This window comes from Allostigmatella hybrida (assembly GCF_020103775.1).
Classification (GTDB): domain Bacteria; phylum Myxococcota; class Myxococcia; order Myxococcales; family Myxococcaceae; genus Hyalangium; species Hyalangium aurantiaca.
The window spans coordinates 49,948-65,674 of sequence record NZ_JAHXBH010000021.1 but is presented as its reverse complement, the minus strand read 5'-3'; the positions used below and the strand labels follow the sequence as shown (position 1 = coordinate 65,674).

The window sequence follows — 15,727 nt, the reverse complement described above, 5'->3', positions numbered from 1 at the left end:
TCCGCGCTAAGAGCGGCCCGGGCGGCGGGGCCCTCCGCCTTCGGGGCCCTTCGCGGGAGGCGGCGTGGACTTCAGGCCCCGCTGCTTGAGCAGCCAGTAGCGCTGCTGGAGCGAGAGGCTGAGGGGGACGGCCGCCAGCGCCTTCTCGTACTCGGCCAGCGCCAGGGCGAGGTTGCCCTGGGACTCCCAGGCGGACGCGGTGGTGGCGTGGATCCGCTCGCGCGCCTCCGCACCGGGGTGGGCCTGGAGGAAGCGGACCCGCAGGGCCTCGATGTCGGAGGCCGTCAGTCCGCTGGCGATGCAGCGCGCCACCCCGGCGAAGTTGCCCCGCCAGGCATCGTGCTCGATGCGCTGCCGGGGGTGGCCCAGCAGCTCTCCCGCCTTCTCCACCCGGGTCCGGGCCTCGCCCAGCTCCTTGCTCTGGCGCGCGGAGAGCGGCCGGGCGGCGAGCCCCTCCAGGGTCTTCAGCAGGTGGCGTGCTTGCTGGCGGATGTCGTCGAAGGGGGCATCCAGGGGCAGGGAGAGCAGGGCGTAGGGGTCCGCCGGGGTCGCCTTCGCCAGCGGGGTGAGCACCCCGCCCGCCTCGGCGTCGTCCGCCACGGGGGCCTTGCTGGAGGGCGTCTGGGCGGGGGCCGCGAGCCGGCCCTGGAGCGCGCGCGAGAGGCGCTCCCGGGCCTCGGGCGCCAAGTGGAGGAACTGGACGGCGAAGCCCGCCCGCGTTCCCCAGGCGCTGGCCTGGGCCGCGGGCACGTGGTGGACGACTTCCCCCTCGCACGTCAGCGGCTGCTCGCGCAGCTCCAGCGTGAGGGACAGGCGGGAGCGCAGCGCGGGGAAGGGCTCGCCGGTGCACAGGAACACGCCGTTGCGGGACAGGTCCGTGCAGTGCACCCGCGAGGGCCCCGTGCCCGGCGGGAGCACCACCCGTGCCATCATGTCCACCGGGGCGGGCAGGGCCGGGGCATTCCAGGCCGGGGGCTCCGAGGCTAGAGGCGTCTCGGCCACCTTCCCGGAGGGCGCCTGCGGAACGGGCGTCAGGGCGGGGCGAACCGCCGGGGGCTCGGGGGAGAGGGCCTGCTCCAGGGCGGCGCGCATCTCGCTGGCGCTCTGGAACCGATCCTCCGGGCGCTTGGCGAGGGCGCGCACGACGAGCTGCGAGAGCGCCTCGGGCACCTCGGGATTCACCTCGCGGGGCGCGGGGGGAATCTCCTTGAGGTGGGCGTGGAGCATCGTTCCCAGCGGCCCCTTGGGGAAGGGCATCCGGCCGGTGAGCAGCTCGTAGGCGATGATGCCCAGCGCGTAGAGGTCCGTGCGGCCGTCCACGGCCTGGGCCGACCACTGCTCGGGCGCCATGTACCCCGGCGTTCCGATGAGCACCCCCACCTGGGTGTGCCCCTTCTTGTCCGAGTCGAAGAGCTTGGCGATGCCGAAGTCGAGCACCTTGACGAAGTGCGGGATGCGGTCGTGCCGCACCAGCATGATGTTCTCCGGCTTCAAGTCCCGGTGCACCACCCCATGCCCGTGGGCGGCCTGCAGCGCATCGCAGACCTGGGTGAGGATGGGGATGACGACGGAGGGGGCCTCCGGGCTGTGCGTCAGGGACGACAGCGGGGTGCCCTCCAGGTACTCCATGACGAGGTAGTGCCGCCGGGGCGGCATCACGTTCATGTCGAAGATGTTGACGATGTTCTCGTGGCCAATGAGGTTCACCGCGCGCGCCTCGGCGAGGAAGCGCTGGACCAGCACCTCGTTGGAGGCGAAGTGGTCGTGCAGGAACTTCACCGCGACCTTGCTGCCGATGAGGGTGTGCTGGCCCAGGTAGACGGTGCCCATGCCCCCGCCGCCCAGCTTGCGCAGAATCTGGAAGCTGCCAATCACCTGGCCGAGCAGCGGATCCACGGCTTCGGCGGGGGGCGGGGTGGACGCAACGGCGTCAGGCCCCGGCGCGGGGTTGCCCAGCATGGCCGTCTTCTCGGAGCGCTCCGAGGGCTCTGGACAGGGGGCCCCGGGATCGCTCTTGCTGTCCTGAGGCATCGGACTCCTTGGATCCTCTGCGCTGCTGCCGCGGGCCTGATTTTCGCCGTCTCGCGGCAGAAAGTCACTTGTGCCCGTACCGGCGCGGAGCGTCAGGGCCGCAGCCGCGCCCTACCGGGCAGGTGGCGCAGGAGGTTCAGGAGCCGGAGCGAGGAGGGCACGCTTCCCTGGACCTCCCAGGGTTCGATCCGGTCACCCCCGTTGGTGAACTGGGGCGAGAGCACGAAGACCCGGACCCGGGCCTGGGCGAGCATCCCCTGAAAGCGCGCGTCGCGCAGTAGGCCCCGGCTCACCCGGAGCTGGGGGGCGGGCTGGAAGAAGTCCAGGTCGAGCGAGACCCAATCGGAGGCCAGGGCCTGGGGCTGCTCGACGAGGTGGCTCCAGCGCAGCTGCGCGGGCTCCAGGAACCAGGGTACGCGCACGGAGGCGCCAATGTCCCGGCCGCTCATGCCCTCGGTGCGGGGCGCTGCCCCGGTGGTGAAGTGCACGTCCTGCTCGGTGAGCACCGGGTCCCCGCTGCCGGGGCGCTTCAGCCCTTCCAGGAGCCGCCACCAGGTGGCCGCCTGCTGGGGGATGCGCGCCTCCAGGTAGCTGTCCTTGCACCAGTCCGAGTGCCGGTCTGCGTGGAACAGCGCGGAGGGCAGCGCCTGGGCCGTCCGGTAATGGTAGAGCACCACATCGAGCATGTGGTGGTCGCGCATCACGTAGTCCGTCTGGCCCCCCGGGCCGCGCATCACCTGCACGGTGCCCCGGAGCACCGTGTCCATGTCCGAGGGGGAGAGCGTGTCCTTCCAGGGGCACTCCTGGAAGGTGAGTTGCCGGCCCGCGTAGGGCTTCTCGCCCGCCTCGCCCACCGCGTTCTCCGGGCCCGTCCAGCGGTGGATGCGCTGCTCGAACCGGGCCGCGGCCTCCTCGCCGAGCACCTCGCGGGCCACGTCCCGGATGTCGCTCACGGTGCCCAGGGGGGGCACGGCCGGGGACAGCCCGGCGCGGAGCGCGAAGGCGTAGGCGGCGTCGGTGGGCTTCTTCCAGTCGGCGTAGCGGATGAGCTCGGGCAGGCTATTTTCCCTTCGTCAGTTCCGTGGCCAGGAACCTCCCGGCCTCCTCCAGGCCCGCGCCGACCATCTTCCGGCCCTGCTCGGTCTCCATGACGCGCCGGGCCGCGTCGCCCGCGGTGCCAATCTCCAGGTCCAGCATCATCATGAAGGCGCTCCAGGCAGGGTTGGTCTCCACCGCCTTGCCGTAGCGCAGGGGCCGCTCCTGGAGGGTGGTGGCCACCTTCTCCAGGAGCTTGTCCTCATCCGGCCGCTTGAGCTTGGCCTGGAGCGCCTTCCAGGTGGCCGCCAGCAGGTCCTCCCACAGGTGTCCGGAGATGGCGCGCGACAGGCGCTGGGCCGCCTCCTGCTCATCGATTTGATGGGCCTGGGCGTAGGTGGGCACCAGCCGGTTCACCACCACGGGACGGGTGGCCAGGTGGCCCAGCCGGGGAGGGTAGCGCACGCTCAGCTCCTCAGCCCCGGCGCTTCCTGGCCGGTGCTGGAGACGTACTCGTTGTAGCCGCCGCCGTACTGGCGCACGCCCTCGGGCGTCAGCTCCAGCACGCGGTTGGACAGCGCGGCGAGGAAGTGCCGGTCGTGGCTGACGAAGAGCATGGTGCCCTCGTAGCGCGCCAGCGCGGTGATGAGCATCTGCTTGGTGGCCATGTCCAGGTGGTTGGTGGGCTCGTCCAGCACCAGGAAGTTGGGCGGATCATAGAGCATCTGCGCCAGCACCAGCCGCGCCTTCTCGCCTCCGGAGAGCACCCGGCACTTCTTCTCGATTTCGTCTCCCGAGAAGCCGAAGCACCCGGCCAGCGCCCGGATGGAGCCCTGCGTGGCGCGCGGGAAGCGGTTCACCAGCGAGTCGTACACGGTGATTTCCGGCGCCAGCACCTCCATGGCGTGCTGGGCGAAGTAGCCCATCTTCACGCTGGAGCCCACCGTCACCTCGCCGTCGTCCGGCCGGGACTCGCCGGAGATGAGCTTGAGCAGGGTGGACTTGCCCGCGCCGTTGACGCCCATCACGCACCAGCGCTCGCCGCGGCGGATGAGGAAGTCCAGCCCCTCGTAGATGCGGCGCTTGCCGTAGCCCTTCACCACGTTCTGCAGCTTCGCCACGTCATCGCCCGAGCGGGGCGCGGGCTGGAACTCGAAGACGAGCGTCTGGCGGCGCTTGGGCGGCTCCACCTTTTCGATCTTCTCCAGCTTCTTCACCCGGCTCTGCACCTGGGCGGCGTGGGAGGCGCGCGCCTTGAAGCGCTCGATGAACTTCAGCTCCTTGGCGAGCATGGCCTGCTGGCGCTCGTACTGCGCCTGGTGGTGGCGCTCGGCGATGGCGCGCTGCTGCTCGTAGAAGTCGTAGTTGCCCGAGTAGGTGGTGAGCGTGCCGCCGTCGATCTCGATGATCTTCGACACGACGCGGTTCATGAACGCGCGGTCGTGGCTCGTCATCAGCAGGGCGCCCTCGTAGCCCTTGAGGAACGTCTCCAGCCAGATGATGGACTCGATGTCCAGGTGGTTGCTCGGCTCGTCCAGCAGCATGACGTCCGGGCGCATCAGGAGGATGCGGGCCAGCGCCACGCGCATCTTCCACCCGCCGCTCAGCGCCCCCACGTCCCCGTCCATCATGTCCTGGTTGAAGCCCAGGCCCGCCAGGATTTCCCGGGCGCGGCCCTCCAGCGCGTAGCCGCCCAGCTCCTCGTAGCGGCCCTGCACGATGCCGAAGCGCTCCACGAGCTTGTCCAGCTCGTCCATGCGCTCGGGGTCCGCCATGGCGGCCTCCAGCTCCTTGAGCTCCGCGGCCACCTGGGACACCGGGCCCGCCCCATCCATGGTGGCCGACACGGCGCTCATGCCCGCCATCTCGCCCACGTCCTGGTCGAAGTAGCCGATGGTGACGCCCTTATCGACGGAGACCTGGCCCTCGTCCGGGTGCTCGGTCTGCACCACCATGCGGAAGAGGGTGGACTTGCCCGCCCCGTTGGGGCCCACGAGGCCCACTTTTTCGCCCCGGTTGAGCTGGGCGGAGGCCTCCACGAAGAGGATTTGCTGGCCGTGCTGCTTGCCGATGTTGTCGAGCCGAATCATGGGTCTCTACGGGTGAAAGAAAGGTTGCCTACCTAGCACACGCCCCGGGGGGCGGGGAGGCGGGCCTATAACGCGTGGCGCGCCGGGAGACTTCCCCCCCGTCAGGTCCGCCAGAAGCGCTGGAGGAGGGGATCGTCCCGCTCGGCCTCGGCGAAGCGGGCCATGAGGGGGGCTTCCATGGAATCCGGAATGCGCAGCAGGGCGAGGATGCGCCGCACCTCGAACTTGCGCGTCAGCGCCAGCAGCGCCTCGCGCTCGGGCACGGTGAGCCCTGGGTGCCAGCAGTCGGCGATGAGCACCACGCGGCGCCCCTCGCCCGTGTTCCACGTCTCGTGCTCGAAGGAGTCGTGGAAGGCGAGCACGCGGCCCGGCTCCCACGTCCGGGACTCGGTACCTACCCGGATGCCGCACCCCGGGGGAATCGTCAGCCCCAGGTGGAGCCGCATCCGGAACCCGTCCCAGCTGCAGTGGGGCGTCAGCCGCGTGCCAGGGGTGTGGGCCGAGAAGAGCACGTCGCTCAGGGGAAACGCGGCGCACTGGCCCGCCAGGGACTCCACGGCCGCCGCCGTTGCGTCCAGGGCCCGCTCGGGCCGGAAGAGGCGGTCCACGCGCTCGCCCGCCAGGTAGATGGGCAGCACCGACCACTGGCCCCCCTGGACGATGCCCGTGCTGTAGTTCACCAGGTCCGCCTGCTCGAGCCGCTCCAGGTCCTCGAGCACCGCGGGGAAGTGCCGCTCCAGCGCCGCCGCCTCGGGGATGCTGGCTGGGTCGCGCCAGGGGCGCTCCTCCAGGCCGGGGAAGGGCGGGAAGAGGACCGGGGCCTGGCCGGGCCGGGCCGGCGGGGCGGAGCGCCGGCCCTCCCAGACTTCGAGGTACGCCTTGAGCCGGTCCAGCTCGCTGCCCGCCTGCATGACCGCATCGATGTAGCCGCCCTGGCGCGCGAGCTGCACGAGGGCATGGTGCACCTGGATGAGGACCTGCTGGGTGGCGGCGTCCGGCATGACGGCTCCCCGGGTGGGCTTACCCGCTGACGGTGTTCTGGAGTTCCTGCCAGCGGGCGTAGAGCCGGTCCACCTCGGTGGTGGCCGCGTCCAGCTCGCGCTGCAGCTCGGGCACCTTCGTCGAGCTGCTGTAGACGGCGGGGTCGGCCAGCTTCGCCTCCAGCTCGCCCTTGCGCGTCTCGGCCGCCTCGATGGCGGCCTCCATCCCCTCCAGCTCCCGCTGTTCCTTGTACGAGAGCTTCCCGGGCTTGCGCGCGGACTTCGCCGCCTCCGAGGCGGGAGCGGGGGCCGGGGCTTCCTTCTTCGGCGCGGCGGCCGCGGCCCGGGCCGCCTCGGACTGCTCCTTGAGGCGCCGGTACATGGCGTAGTTGCCCTCGTACCGGATGACCTTGCCCTCGCCCTCGAAGGCGAGGATGGAGGTGGCCACCTTGTCCAGGAAGTACCGGTCGTGCGTCACCAGCAGTACGCTGCCGGTGAAGCCCAGCAAGAGCCCCTCCAGGATGTTCAGCGTGACGATGTCCAGGTCGTTCGTGGGCTCGTCCAGCACCAGCACGTTGGCGCCTTCCAGGAACAGCCGCGCGAGCAGCAGCCGGTTGCGCTCGCCGCCCGACAGCGCCCGCACCTTCTGGCGCTGCATGGGCACCGGGAAGAGCAAATCGTCCAGGTAGTCGCGCAGGGCGATCTTCTGCCCGCCCATCTCCACCCAGTCCTCGCCGGAGGAGGCCGCCTCGTACACGGTGGCTTCCGGATCCAACGCGGCCCGGCTCTGGTCGTAGTAGGCGACCTTGGTGTTCTTGCCGATGACGAGCTTGCCGTCATCCGGCGGCAGCTCGCCCAGCAGCACGCGCAGGAACGTCGTCTTGCCCACGCCGTTGGGGCCCACCAGCCCCACGCGCTCGCCGCGCTGCAGCCGCAGGTCCACCTTGTCCAGCACCCGCCGCTCGCCGAAGGCCTTCTTCACGCCCTCGGCCTCGATGACGGTGTGCCCCAGCCGGGGCGCGGCCACCACCTGGAGCCCCGCGGCCTTGGGCCGCTCGAAGCCCTTCTCCGCCATCAGCTTGCGCGCCCGGTCGATGCGCGCCTTGCTCTTGGTGCGCCGGGCCTCGGGGCCCTTGCGCAGCCAGGCCACTTCCTGGGCAATCCACCGCTCGCGCTTGTGCTGCGCCAGGGAGGCCTGCTCCTGCGCGGCCACCTTCTGCTCGATGTAGGCCTCGTAGTTGCCCGGGTACGAGGTGACGCCCTCGCCGGGCTGAATCTCCACCATCCGGTCCACGAGCCCGTCCAGGAAGTACCGGTCGTGCGTCACCAGGAGCAGCGCGCCGGGGAGCTTGTCCAGCTCCTCCTCCAGCCAGTCCACGGTGTCCGCGTCCAGGTGGTTGGTGGGCTCGTCCAGCATCAGCAGGTCCGGCTGGGTGAGCAGCGCCCGGGCAATGGCCACGCGCTTGCGCAGGCCGCCGGACAGCTGCGCGACGGGCTTGTCCCAGTCCTTCACGCCCAGCCGGTCCAGCAGCATCCGGGCGTGGTGCTCGGTGTCCCAGCCGCCCAGGTGCTCGATGCGGTCGGAGAGCGTGGCCATCTGCTCCAGCAGCTTGGCGTGGCCCTCCGGGGGCGTGGTCTCCATCCGCCGGCTGAGCTCCGTGTGCTTGGCGAGCGCCTCGCGCAGCGGCCCCTGGGCCACGGACAGCTCGGAGGCCACCGTGGCGCCTTCGGGAAACTCCGGCTCCTGGGGCAGGTAGGTGACGCGGGCCCCGCGCCGCAGCTGCAGCTCGCCCGTGTCCGGCCGCGCCACCCCCGCCATGATCTTCATCAGCGAGGACTTGCCGGAGCCATTCACCCCCACCAGGCCCACGCGCTCACCCTCTTCGATGGTGAGGGTGAGCCCCTGGAAGATGGTACGGCTGCCGAAGCTGAGCTGGACGTTGGCGGCGCGGAGCAGGGTCACGGGGCCCTCTTTACCTCAGAGCCACTTCGGAGCGGTGCGAACCGGAGGGGGGGCCGGGCGGGAAGCCGCCTGTGCGGGGGCAGACGCCCCGGAAGGGCGTCCCCCGGAACCCCGGGAGCCTCCCTCGGAACCCCGGCCGCCGGAGCCCCGGTGGCCCTCGGCCTGCCGGGCATTGCCGCTCTGGCCTCCGCCGGCACGGCCGCCGCCCCGGCGCCGGTGGCGCCCCTCACCCTGCCCATTGCCCGGGCCGCGGCCCTGGGGGCGCTGGCCGCCCGGGTGCCGCCGTCCCTCTTGCGCGGGCCGGGGGCGGGCCTCGCCCGGCTCGGTGGGCGCGGGGGCCGCCTGGCCGGAGCGGAACGGGTGGTCGGCCATCACCGGCACGTTGCGCCGGATGGTGCGCTCGATGTCCCGGAGGTAGGCGCGCTCCTCCCCGTCGCAGAAGGACAGGGCGGTGCCCACCGCGCCCGCGCGGCCGGTGCGGCCAATGCGGTGCACGTAGGACTCGGGGATGTTGGGCAGATCGAAGTTGATGACGTGGGTGATGCCTTCGATGTCGATGCCTCGCGCGGCGATGTCCGTGGCCACCAGCACCCGGCAGCTGCCGTCCTTGAAGGCGCTCAGGGCGCGCTCGCGGGCGTTCTGGCTCTTGTTGCCGTGGATGGCCTCGGCGCTGATGCGCGAGGACTCCAGGTGCTTGGCCACCCGGTTGGCGCCGTGCTTCGTGCGGGTGAAGACCAGGGCGCGGCGGATGGAGGTGTCGCCCAGCAGGTGCACCAGCAGGTGCCGCTTCTGCTCGCGCTCCACGAAGAACATCTTCTGCTCCACCGTCTCCGCGGTGGTGGACTCCGGGGTGACTTCCACGCGCACGGGGCTCTTGAGGATGCCCTGCGCCAGGGACTGGATCTCCGGCGGCATCGTCGCCGAGAAGAAGAGCGTCTGGCGCTTGGGGGGCAGCGCGGCGATGACGCGCTTCACGTCGTGGATGAAGCCCATGTCCAGCATGCGGTCCGCCTCATCGAGCACGAACACTTCCAGCGCCTTGTAGGACACGAGCCCCTGGTTCATCAGATCCAACAGGCGGCCCGGGGTGGCGATGAGCACGTCCACGCCCCGGCGCAGCGTCTGCTCCTGGGCATGCTGGCCCACGCCGCCGAAGATGACCGCCCAGGACAGGCCGGTGAAGCGGCCATACGACTGGAAGCTTTCGGCGATCTGGCTGGCCAGCTCGCGCGTGGGGGTGAGGATGAGCACGCGGATGGGGCGGCCATGCGCGGCGGGAGGGGGACGGCCGGACGACAGCCGGTGGAGGATGGGCAGCGCGAACGCCGCGGTCTTGCCCGTGCCCGTCTGGGCACAGCCCAGCACGTCCTGTCCGGTGAGCGCGGGGGGAATGGCCCGCTGCTGGATAGGGGTGGGCGTGGTGTAGCCCTCGGCCTTCACGGCGCGAAGCAGCGGCTCGGAGAGCTTCAGTTCTTCGAAAGTCATGGTTCTCGTCAGGTCCGGGTGGAGGAAGGGCTCCGAACAAACGGGACCCGGAAAAAGGAAGAGGGCGCCTCCACCCGTGAGGCGCCCTCCCTTTACTGCACTTCGTGTAGAGCGAATGCCCGGACTACTTACGGGCCGCGGCTTCGGCCGCCTGCTTCTCGCGGTAGGCCGCCATCAGGGCCTCCGCCTCGTTCTTCGGCACGGGGAAGTACTTGGCGAACTCCATCGTGTACTCGCCCTTGCCCTGGGTCGCCGAGCGCAGGTCCGTGGAGTAACCGAACATGGCGTTCAGCGGCACCTCGGCCACGGCGATGAGGTAGCCGTCCCGGTTCTCCGTGCTGAGGATGGTGCCGCGGCGCTGGTTGAGCTGGCCGACGACGGAGCCCTGGAAGTCCTCGGGCGCCTGCACCTCCACCTTCATCATCGGCTCCAGGATGATGGGCTTCGCCGCGGCGTAGCCTTCCCGGAAGCCCATGATGGCGGCGGTCTTGAACGCCATTTCGCTGGAGTCCACCGCGTGGAACGCACCGTCGTTGATGACGACGCGCACGCCCACCACGGGGAAGCCAATGAGGTTGCCCTTCTTCACGGCCTCCTGGAAGCCCTTGTCGCACGCGGGGATGAACTCGCGGGGGATGGAGCCGCCCACGATGTCATCCACGAACTCGTACTGCTGCACGGCGTCGGCCGGCAGGGGCTCGAGGTAACCACACACGCGCGCGAACTGGCCGGAACCACCGGTCTGCTTCTTGTGCGTGTAGTAGAACTCGCCCTTCTGGCTGATCGTCTCGCGGTAGGCCACCTGCGGCTTGCCGGCGATGACCTCGCAGTTGTACTCGCGCTTCATGCGCTCGATGTAGATCTCCAGGTGCAGCTCGCCCATGCCGCTGATGATGGTCTGGGCGCTCTCCTCGTCGCGGTGCACGCGGAAGGTCGGATCCTCCTTGGTGAACCGGTTGAGGGCCTTGGAGAAGTTGGCCGTCGAGGTGCGCTCCTTGGGGCTCACCGCGAGCGAAATCACGGCGTCCGGCACGTGCATGGACGTCATCGTGTAGCTCACGGTGCCGTCGGTGAACGTGTCGCCCGAGGCGCACTCCACGCCGAACAGGGCGATGATGTCACCGGCCTGTCCCTCGTTGATGTCGTTCATGTCGCTGGCGTGCATGCGCACGATGCGGGGGATCTTCACCTTCTTCTGGTTCGACTGGTTGAAGATGAAGTCGCCCTTCGCCACACGGCCCTGGTAGACGCGCATGTACGTCAGCTGCCCGTAGCGGCCGTCTTCCAGCTTGAACGCCAGGCCCACGAAGGGCTTGGCCGGATCCGACTCCAGGATGACCTTGGCCTCGTTGTTCTTCTGGTCGAGGGCCTCGTTGGTCGCTTCCTTGGGGTTGGGCAGGTAGCTGCACACCGCGTTGAGCAGCAGCTGCACGCCCTTGTTCTTGTAGGCCGAGCCGCACATGACCGGCGTCATCTTCAGCGCGATGGTCGCCCGGCGGATGGCCGCGGCGATCTGGTCGTTGCTGATGGCCGCGTCGGCGAGGAAGAGCTCTCCGAGCGTGTCATCCACCTCGGCCACGCCCTCCACCATCTCCTGGCGGCGCAGCTTCGCCTCGTCGAGCATGTCCGCGGGAATCTCTTCCTCGCGCACGGTCTCGCCGCTCTCGCCGTCGAAGTAGAACGCCTTCATCTGCACCAGATCGATGAGGCCCTGGAAGCGGTCCTCGGCGCCGATCGGGTACTGGAGCTTCACCGGGTGGTGGTTGAGCTTCTCCTTGAGCTGGGCGGCCACGCGATCATAGTTCGCACCGGCGCGGTCCATCTTGTTGATGAACGCGATGCGCGGAACCTTGTAGCGCTTCATCTGCCGGTCCACGGTGATGGACTGGGACTGCACGCCCGACACGGAGCAGAGCACCAGGATGGCGCCGTCGAGCACGCGCAGCGCGCGCTCCACCTCGATGGTGAAGTCGACGTGTCCCGGGGTGTCGATCAGGTTGATGTTGTGCTCGCCCCACATCGCGTAGGTCGCGGCCGACTGGATCGTGATGCCCTTCTCACGCTCCAGGTCCATCGAGTCCATCTTCGCGCCGACGCCATCCTTGCCACGCACTTCGTGGATCTCGTGGATGCGGCCCGTGTAGAAGAGGATGCGCTCGGACAGCGTCGTCTTGCCCGAGTCGATGTGGGCGGAGATACCGATGTTACGAATCTTTTCGATGGGTACGTTGGAGGCCACGATCTGGTCCTTCTTCTTTTGAAATGCCTGAGGGAACAGGGCAGGCGGGGCCTCTACTTCCCACAAGTTCAAGTTTCCAGCCAAATCCGCATGTCGGTGGGGCACCCCGTGCTCCCACCTCCGCCTACCAGCCTGGCTTGCGTCATTATATGAGGAGAGGCGCTGGAGCCCTGCGTCCGGGGCCTGCGGTACGCCTTCCCGAGGTCTCCTAACACATGAGTGCTGCCGAAAACTTCTCCCTCGCGCGCGAATGGCTGCGCGCCTTCAACGCCCACGACGTGGAGGCCCTGGTGGCCCTGTACGCCGAGGACGCCACGCATACCTCTCCGAAAATCCGGGTTTTGCATCCGGAGACGGGGGGCAAGCTGGTGGGCAAGCCGGCCCTGGCCCAGTGGTGGAAGGAGGCCAACGCCCGGCTGCCCGGGCTGCGCTACGAGGAGACGGCGCTCACGGCGGACGGGGAGCGCGTCTTCATGGAGTACCTGCGCCACGCCCCCGGGGAGGCGCCCATGCCGGTGGCCGAGGTGCTGGAGGTGCGGGGCGGGAAGATTGTCGCCTCGCGCGTCTACCACGGCTGAGCGGGTGGATGGGTGTACCCCGGGGAGAGGTGTCTAAACGTTTAGACAGGTGAGGTGTCTAACCAGTTAGACACCTCGATGGGTTCCTCGGTCCTTGCCCCAACCGGGAGGTGAGGTGTCTAACCAGTTAGACACCTCGATGGAGTTTTCGGCCCTCGTCCCAACCGAGGGGGTGCCTAAACGTTTAGGCAGCCCGCTGGGCCTTCTTAGGGTCCCTGGGTGGAAGTGGGCTGGCGCCGGGGAGGGAAGGCCGGGGCGTAACACCGGCCCTTGTAGACGTAGCTGGTGTCGGCGTTCGCCGCACAGGCTTCATCGTCCAGAGCGAATTTTATCCAGCAGCCGCCATTGATCGCGACCTGCCCTCGGCGGGGGCACTGGTTGTTCGCATCCGGCCTGTGCTGTCCAGGAAAGGGCTTGGAGGGAAGCTCCAGCGCAATGCCCTCGGAGGCGGAAAGGGCCTGCTGAGGAGCGCTGGGAGCCGTCAGTGAGCCGTCACCCACGGCCACGTTGCCCGCATCGGGGGTTCCAGCATCCTGCCTCTGAAGGAGGGACACGTCGGCCCTTTGGGTCGCGGTCTGAGCCAGCCACAGGAGTAGGAGCAGTCCCACCGCCAGTGCGGTACCGCTCCGCGGGCCCATGGCCCAGGAACGGGCCTGCCTGGACGGCAGGGGCTTTTCCAGTGGGAGGCGCGACGGCTCGAAGAGGGGAAGATCCGCCTCTGTGCCCGCGCGTGCCGCAGCGAGTTCCAGCGCCTCGGCCAGTTCCTGGGCCGTCCCGCGAGCTTCGGGCTGGGGGGAGAGCATGCGCAGGACGAGGGCTCCGAGCGCAGGCGCCATCCGTGGGTTGAGCTTCCGGAGAGACCCGGGTCCCTCGTCCTCGGGGTTCCACGCAGGCGCCTCTGCCGAGGGCAACTGGGTAGGCGGGTAAAGGCCGGTGAGGAGCCGGTAGGCGGTGACGCCCAGGGAGAACAGGTCGTCGGAAGGCCGGGCCACGTAGTGGGACTCGGGCTCGTGGATGAAGCGGAAGGCGAAGCGAGAGGCCTCGGGAGAACGGTAGGCCCGGGTGAACGGAGGCATGGAGCGCCACGTGAGGCGTTCGGAGCCCTGGTAGTCGCCGGAGCCGAAGTCGGTGAGGACAGGCCTGCCATCCGAAGCACGAACCAGGATGTTGCCGCCCTTCACGTCCCGGTGAACGGCGTGAGTCCCATGGATGGCCTGGAGGGCGCGGGCCAGCTGGGCGAGGAGCAGGAGGACCTGGCGGGAGGAGGGATTGCGCTCGCGGGCCCAGTCATACAGGGACGGGCCTTCAACCCATTCCAGGGCGATGAAGGGGTGGAGCGTCCCCGCCGGGTGCCGCCAATGCCCATGGCCGAGAAGGCGAGGGATGCATGGGTGGCGCACGCGGGTGAGCAGCGCCACCTCGCGGGCGAAGCGCGGGTCTTCTGGAGCAAGTGCCAACTTGAGCGCCACGGGAGAGGGCCATGGGGAGCGCACCTGCACGGCTTGGTAAACAGCACCATGCGCCCCTTGTCCGTACCAGCGCACCACGCGCCACGCGCCGATTCGGGTTCCTTCCAGAAGGAAGCCTTGTTTCCAGCCGCAATCGTGCGTGGTCTCCATGAAAAAGGCCTTCAGCGGAAAAAGGGTACACCGTCCAAAGGCTTGGAGCCTACGTCAGACGTAGGCAGGCCATCATGTGCTCTGATGGGCGGGATGGAGAAACCATGAGGGTTGCAGCGGCCTGTCTAAACGTTTAGGCAGGCCGACTGGCCGAACAAGCCTCGTCCGGGGCTTCTTCGGCCACCTGCAAGGCGAATGAGCAAGAACTTACACGAGCAGGTGCTATTCAGCTACTCCTCTGAATGAGGGGTGCCCGCTCTTGCTGGAGGAAAGGCTGTTGAACTACGGCAATTCTTCGATCAAGAGCAAGGGCTGCCCTCGGTTCCAACCAAAGTGATTGGTGCCGCAGGTGGTGCCGTTGTTTTGCCGGGTTGTTGAGGCAATAGCGAAGCTATGGGGGCCTTGGGAGAGGTTTTTAAATAAACATACCTGATTGATGGGGTGGTGGTGGTCTTGATAAGTGCCCGCGCTGTTGTATGCCATCTGGCTATTGATGCATCTGGAGGGCTGTCCATCAATATAGAGTTGGTAGAACCCGTAGTAATCGTTGCATCCTGCAGTTGGACGAAAGGTGTCTGAATAGGTCACGCGCAGGGTTTTTCCACTGGCGCTGATGGAGTGTATCAATGAGCGGCCGCTGAGGATGGACCAGTCGCCTCCTACCTCTCCACTTGCGGATGTGTTCTGGGTGTAGGTGATGTTTTGATTGGGCAATTCTTCAACAAGGAGAAGTGGATAGGAGCGCTCCCAGCCCAGAAGTGTGCCGCCGCCGGAGTCTGCTCTGAGCCATACGCTGAACGTATGGTTTCCAGATGAGATGCCTTGCAATATGCACGTCATTACGAAAGGAGTGGCGATGTCGCTTCCAGTGCCCTGTGCGTTGTGTTTTCCGGTGAAGCAGGCTGTGTTGGTGTTGTCGATTCTCACCATAACAGTGCCAACGCCGTGGTTCTGATTGTAGCCGGTGCGCAATGTGTCGGCGAGGGTTATCTTCAAGAGTGAGGTTTGCGTTTTTTTCTGGTAGGACACAGATCTTCCTGGTGCTCTCTGGAAGACCGTGTTTGTGGTCTCGAAGGTGCTTCCGGACGTGGAGCTTCCGTAGTTGGCGGCCTGGGTGAGTTCTTCAACAAGCACGAGAGGTTGTGAGACTCCATAGCCGACGCCTGCTTGACCTGTACTTGCGAATATCCAGGTCTCAAACTCATAGAGTCCAACGGGCAGTTGGTCAGTAAGGCATACGGTGGAGAATGGAAACGAGAAAGAGGTGCTCCATCCCATTGCGTTCCAGGTGTACTGTGTTTGATAGCATGCCGGTGACATTCTGCCGCCGTTCATCCGGACCTCATAGGTGCTTTGGCCGCCGTTGACGAGGTGTCCACTGATGAGGCTGTCTGAGACAGTGATTTTAAGCTGCGACGACGGACTGGCCTTGAAAATGGTAACTTTCCGTCCGCTAGGTACCCAGAAACCGATGGGTGCGAGCCCTGACGTGATGCCGTTGGGAGACGAGGCAGCCCAACCCGTTGCATAAGGCGGAGCGGACGAGCAGACGAATTCTGTCTGTGTGGCTTCGGCCGTTTCCAGAATGCCATTGCCATTGGTGTCAATACCAGTTCGGACCGAGGTGCCGCCATAGTAACAGTTGGTTCCAATGACCTCGGCCTCAAGATGCAGCAGAACCTTCGTCCCTGGCACTACTTCAGTGCG

General features: G+C 67.9%; 11 protein-coding genes. 1 reads left to right on the top strand and 10 read right to left on the bottom strand.

Annotated elements, in window-relative coordinates:
• Positions 1-6 precede the first annotated feature (6 nt).
• The 8 genes from KY661_RS26225 to fusA all read right to left on the bottom strand — a co-directional run bounded on the left by KY661_RS26225 (position 7) and on the right by fusA (position 11,823).
• Positions 7-2,031: a serine/threonine-protein kinase gene (locus tag KY661_RS26225; RefSeq protein WP_225412826.1), complete on the bottom strand. Its 2,025-nt coding sequence runs from the start codon at positions 2,029-2,031 to the stop codon at positions 7-9.
• A gap of 92 nt (positions 2,032-2,123) precedes the next feature.
• Positions 2,124-3,002 (bottom strand): hypothetical protein, encoded by an 879-nt coding sequence (locus tag KY661_RS26220; RefSeq protein ID WP_225412825.1) that lies wholly within the window; start codon positions 3,000-3,002, stop codon positions 2,124-2,126.
• 88 nt (positions 3,003-3,090) lie between these two features.
• Entirely contained in the window at positions 3,091-3,531 is a 441-nt protein-coding gene (locus KY661_RS26215) for a hypothetical protein (RefSeq protein ID WP_225412824.1), read from the bottom strand.
• A gap of 2 nt (positions 3,532-3,533) precedes the next feature.
• On the bottom strand, positions 3,534-5,156 hold the full coding sequence (locus KY661_RS26210) for an ABC-F family ATP-binding cassette domain-containing protein (RefSeq protein ID WP_093521277.1): 1,623 nt from the start codon (positions 5,154-5,156) through the stop codon (positions 3,534-3,536).
• Between the two features lie 101 nt (positions 5,157-5,257).
• Complete coding sequence (locus tag KY661_RS26205) at positions 5,258-6,157, bottom strand: aspartyl/asparaginyl beta-hydroxylase domain-containing protein (RefSeq protein ID WP_225412823.1); 900 nt, start codon at positions 6,155-6,157, stop codon at positions 5,258-5,260.
• Between the two features lie 19 nt (positions 6,158-6,176).
• Positions 6,177-8,099, bottom strand: coding sequence for an ABC-F family ATP-binding cassette domain-containing protein (locus KY661_RS26200; protein ID WP_225412822.1), 1,923 nt, complete (start codon positions 8,097-8,099; stop codon positions 6,177-6,179).
• Between the two features lie 15 nt (positions 8,100-8,114).
• The gene (locus KY661_RS26195; RefSeq protein ID WP_225412821.1) at positions 8,115-9,584 is read right to left on the bottom strand and encodes a DEAD/DEAH box helicase; all 1,470 of its coding nucleotides are present in this window, start codon (positions 9,582-9,584) and stop codon (positions 8,115-8,117) included.
• A gap of 124 nt (positions 9,585-9,708) precedes the next feature.
• The gene (fusA, locus tag KY661_RS26190) at positions 9,709-11,823 is read right to left on the bottom strand and encodes an elongation factor G (protein ID WP_225412820.1); all 2,115 of its coding nucleotides are present in this window, start codon (positions 11,821-11,823) and stop codon (positions 9,709-9,711) included.
• A 215-nt stretch (positions 11,824-12,038) separates the two neighbouring features.
• Between fusA and KY661_RS26185 the strand changes: the two genes are divergently transcribed.
• Complete coding sequence (locus KY661_RS26185; RefSeq protein WP_225412819.1) at positions 12,039-12,401, top strand: nuclear transport factor 2 family protein; 363 nt, start codon at positions 12,039-12,041, stop codon at positions 12,399-12,401.
• Between the two features lie 206 nt (positions 12,402-12,607).
• Here the strand turns inward: KY661_RS26185 and KY661_RS26180 are convergent, their stop codons facing one another.
• Both KY661_RS26180 and KY661_RS26175 read right to left on the bottom strand, forming a co-directional pair.
• On the bottom strand, positions 12,608-14,020 hold the full coding sequence (locus tag KY661_RS26180) for a serine/threonine protein kinase (protein WP_225412818.1): 1,413 nt from the start codon (positions 14,018-14,020) through the stop codon (positions 12,608-12,610).
• A 282-nt stretch (positions 14,021-14,302) separates the two neighbouring features.
• Positions 14,303-15,715 carry a DUF7151 family protein gene (locus KY661_RS26175; protein WP_225412817.1) on the bottom strand — a complete coding sequence of 471 codons (1,413 nt, stop codon included), beginning with the start codon at positions 15,713-15,715 and terminating at the stop codon, positions 14,303-14,305.
• Between the last annotated feature and the right edge of the window lie 12 nt (positions 15,716-15,727).

Excerpts from the sequence above, each read along its gene's own strand:
- KY661_RS26205 (WP_225412823.1), bottom strand. The coding sequence starts at position 6,157 with ATGCCGGACGCCGCCACCCAGCAGGTCCTCATCCAGGTGCACCATGCC.
- KY661_RS26180 (WP_225412818.1), bottom strand. The coding sequence starts at position 14,020 with ATGGAGACCACGCACGATTGCGGCTGGAAACAAGGCTTCCTTCTGGAA.
- KY661_RS26225 (WP_225412826.1), bottom strand. The coding sequence starts at position 2,031 with ATGCCTCAGGACAGCAAGAGCGATCCCGGGGCCCCCTGTCCAGAGCCC.
- KY661_RS26195 (WP_225412821.1), bottom strand. The coding sequence starts at position 9,584 with ATGACTTTCGAAGAACTGAAGCTCTCCGAGCCGCTGCTTCGCGCCGTG.
- KY661_RS26210 (WP_093521277.1), bottom strand. The coding sequence starts at position 5,156 with ATGATTCGGCTCGACAACATCGGCAAGCAGCACGGCCAGCAAATCCTC.
- KY661_RS26185 (WP_225412819.1), top strand. The coding sequence starts at position 12,039 with ATGAGTGCTGCCGAAAACTTCTCCCTCGCGCGCGAATGGCTGCGCGCC.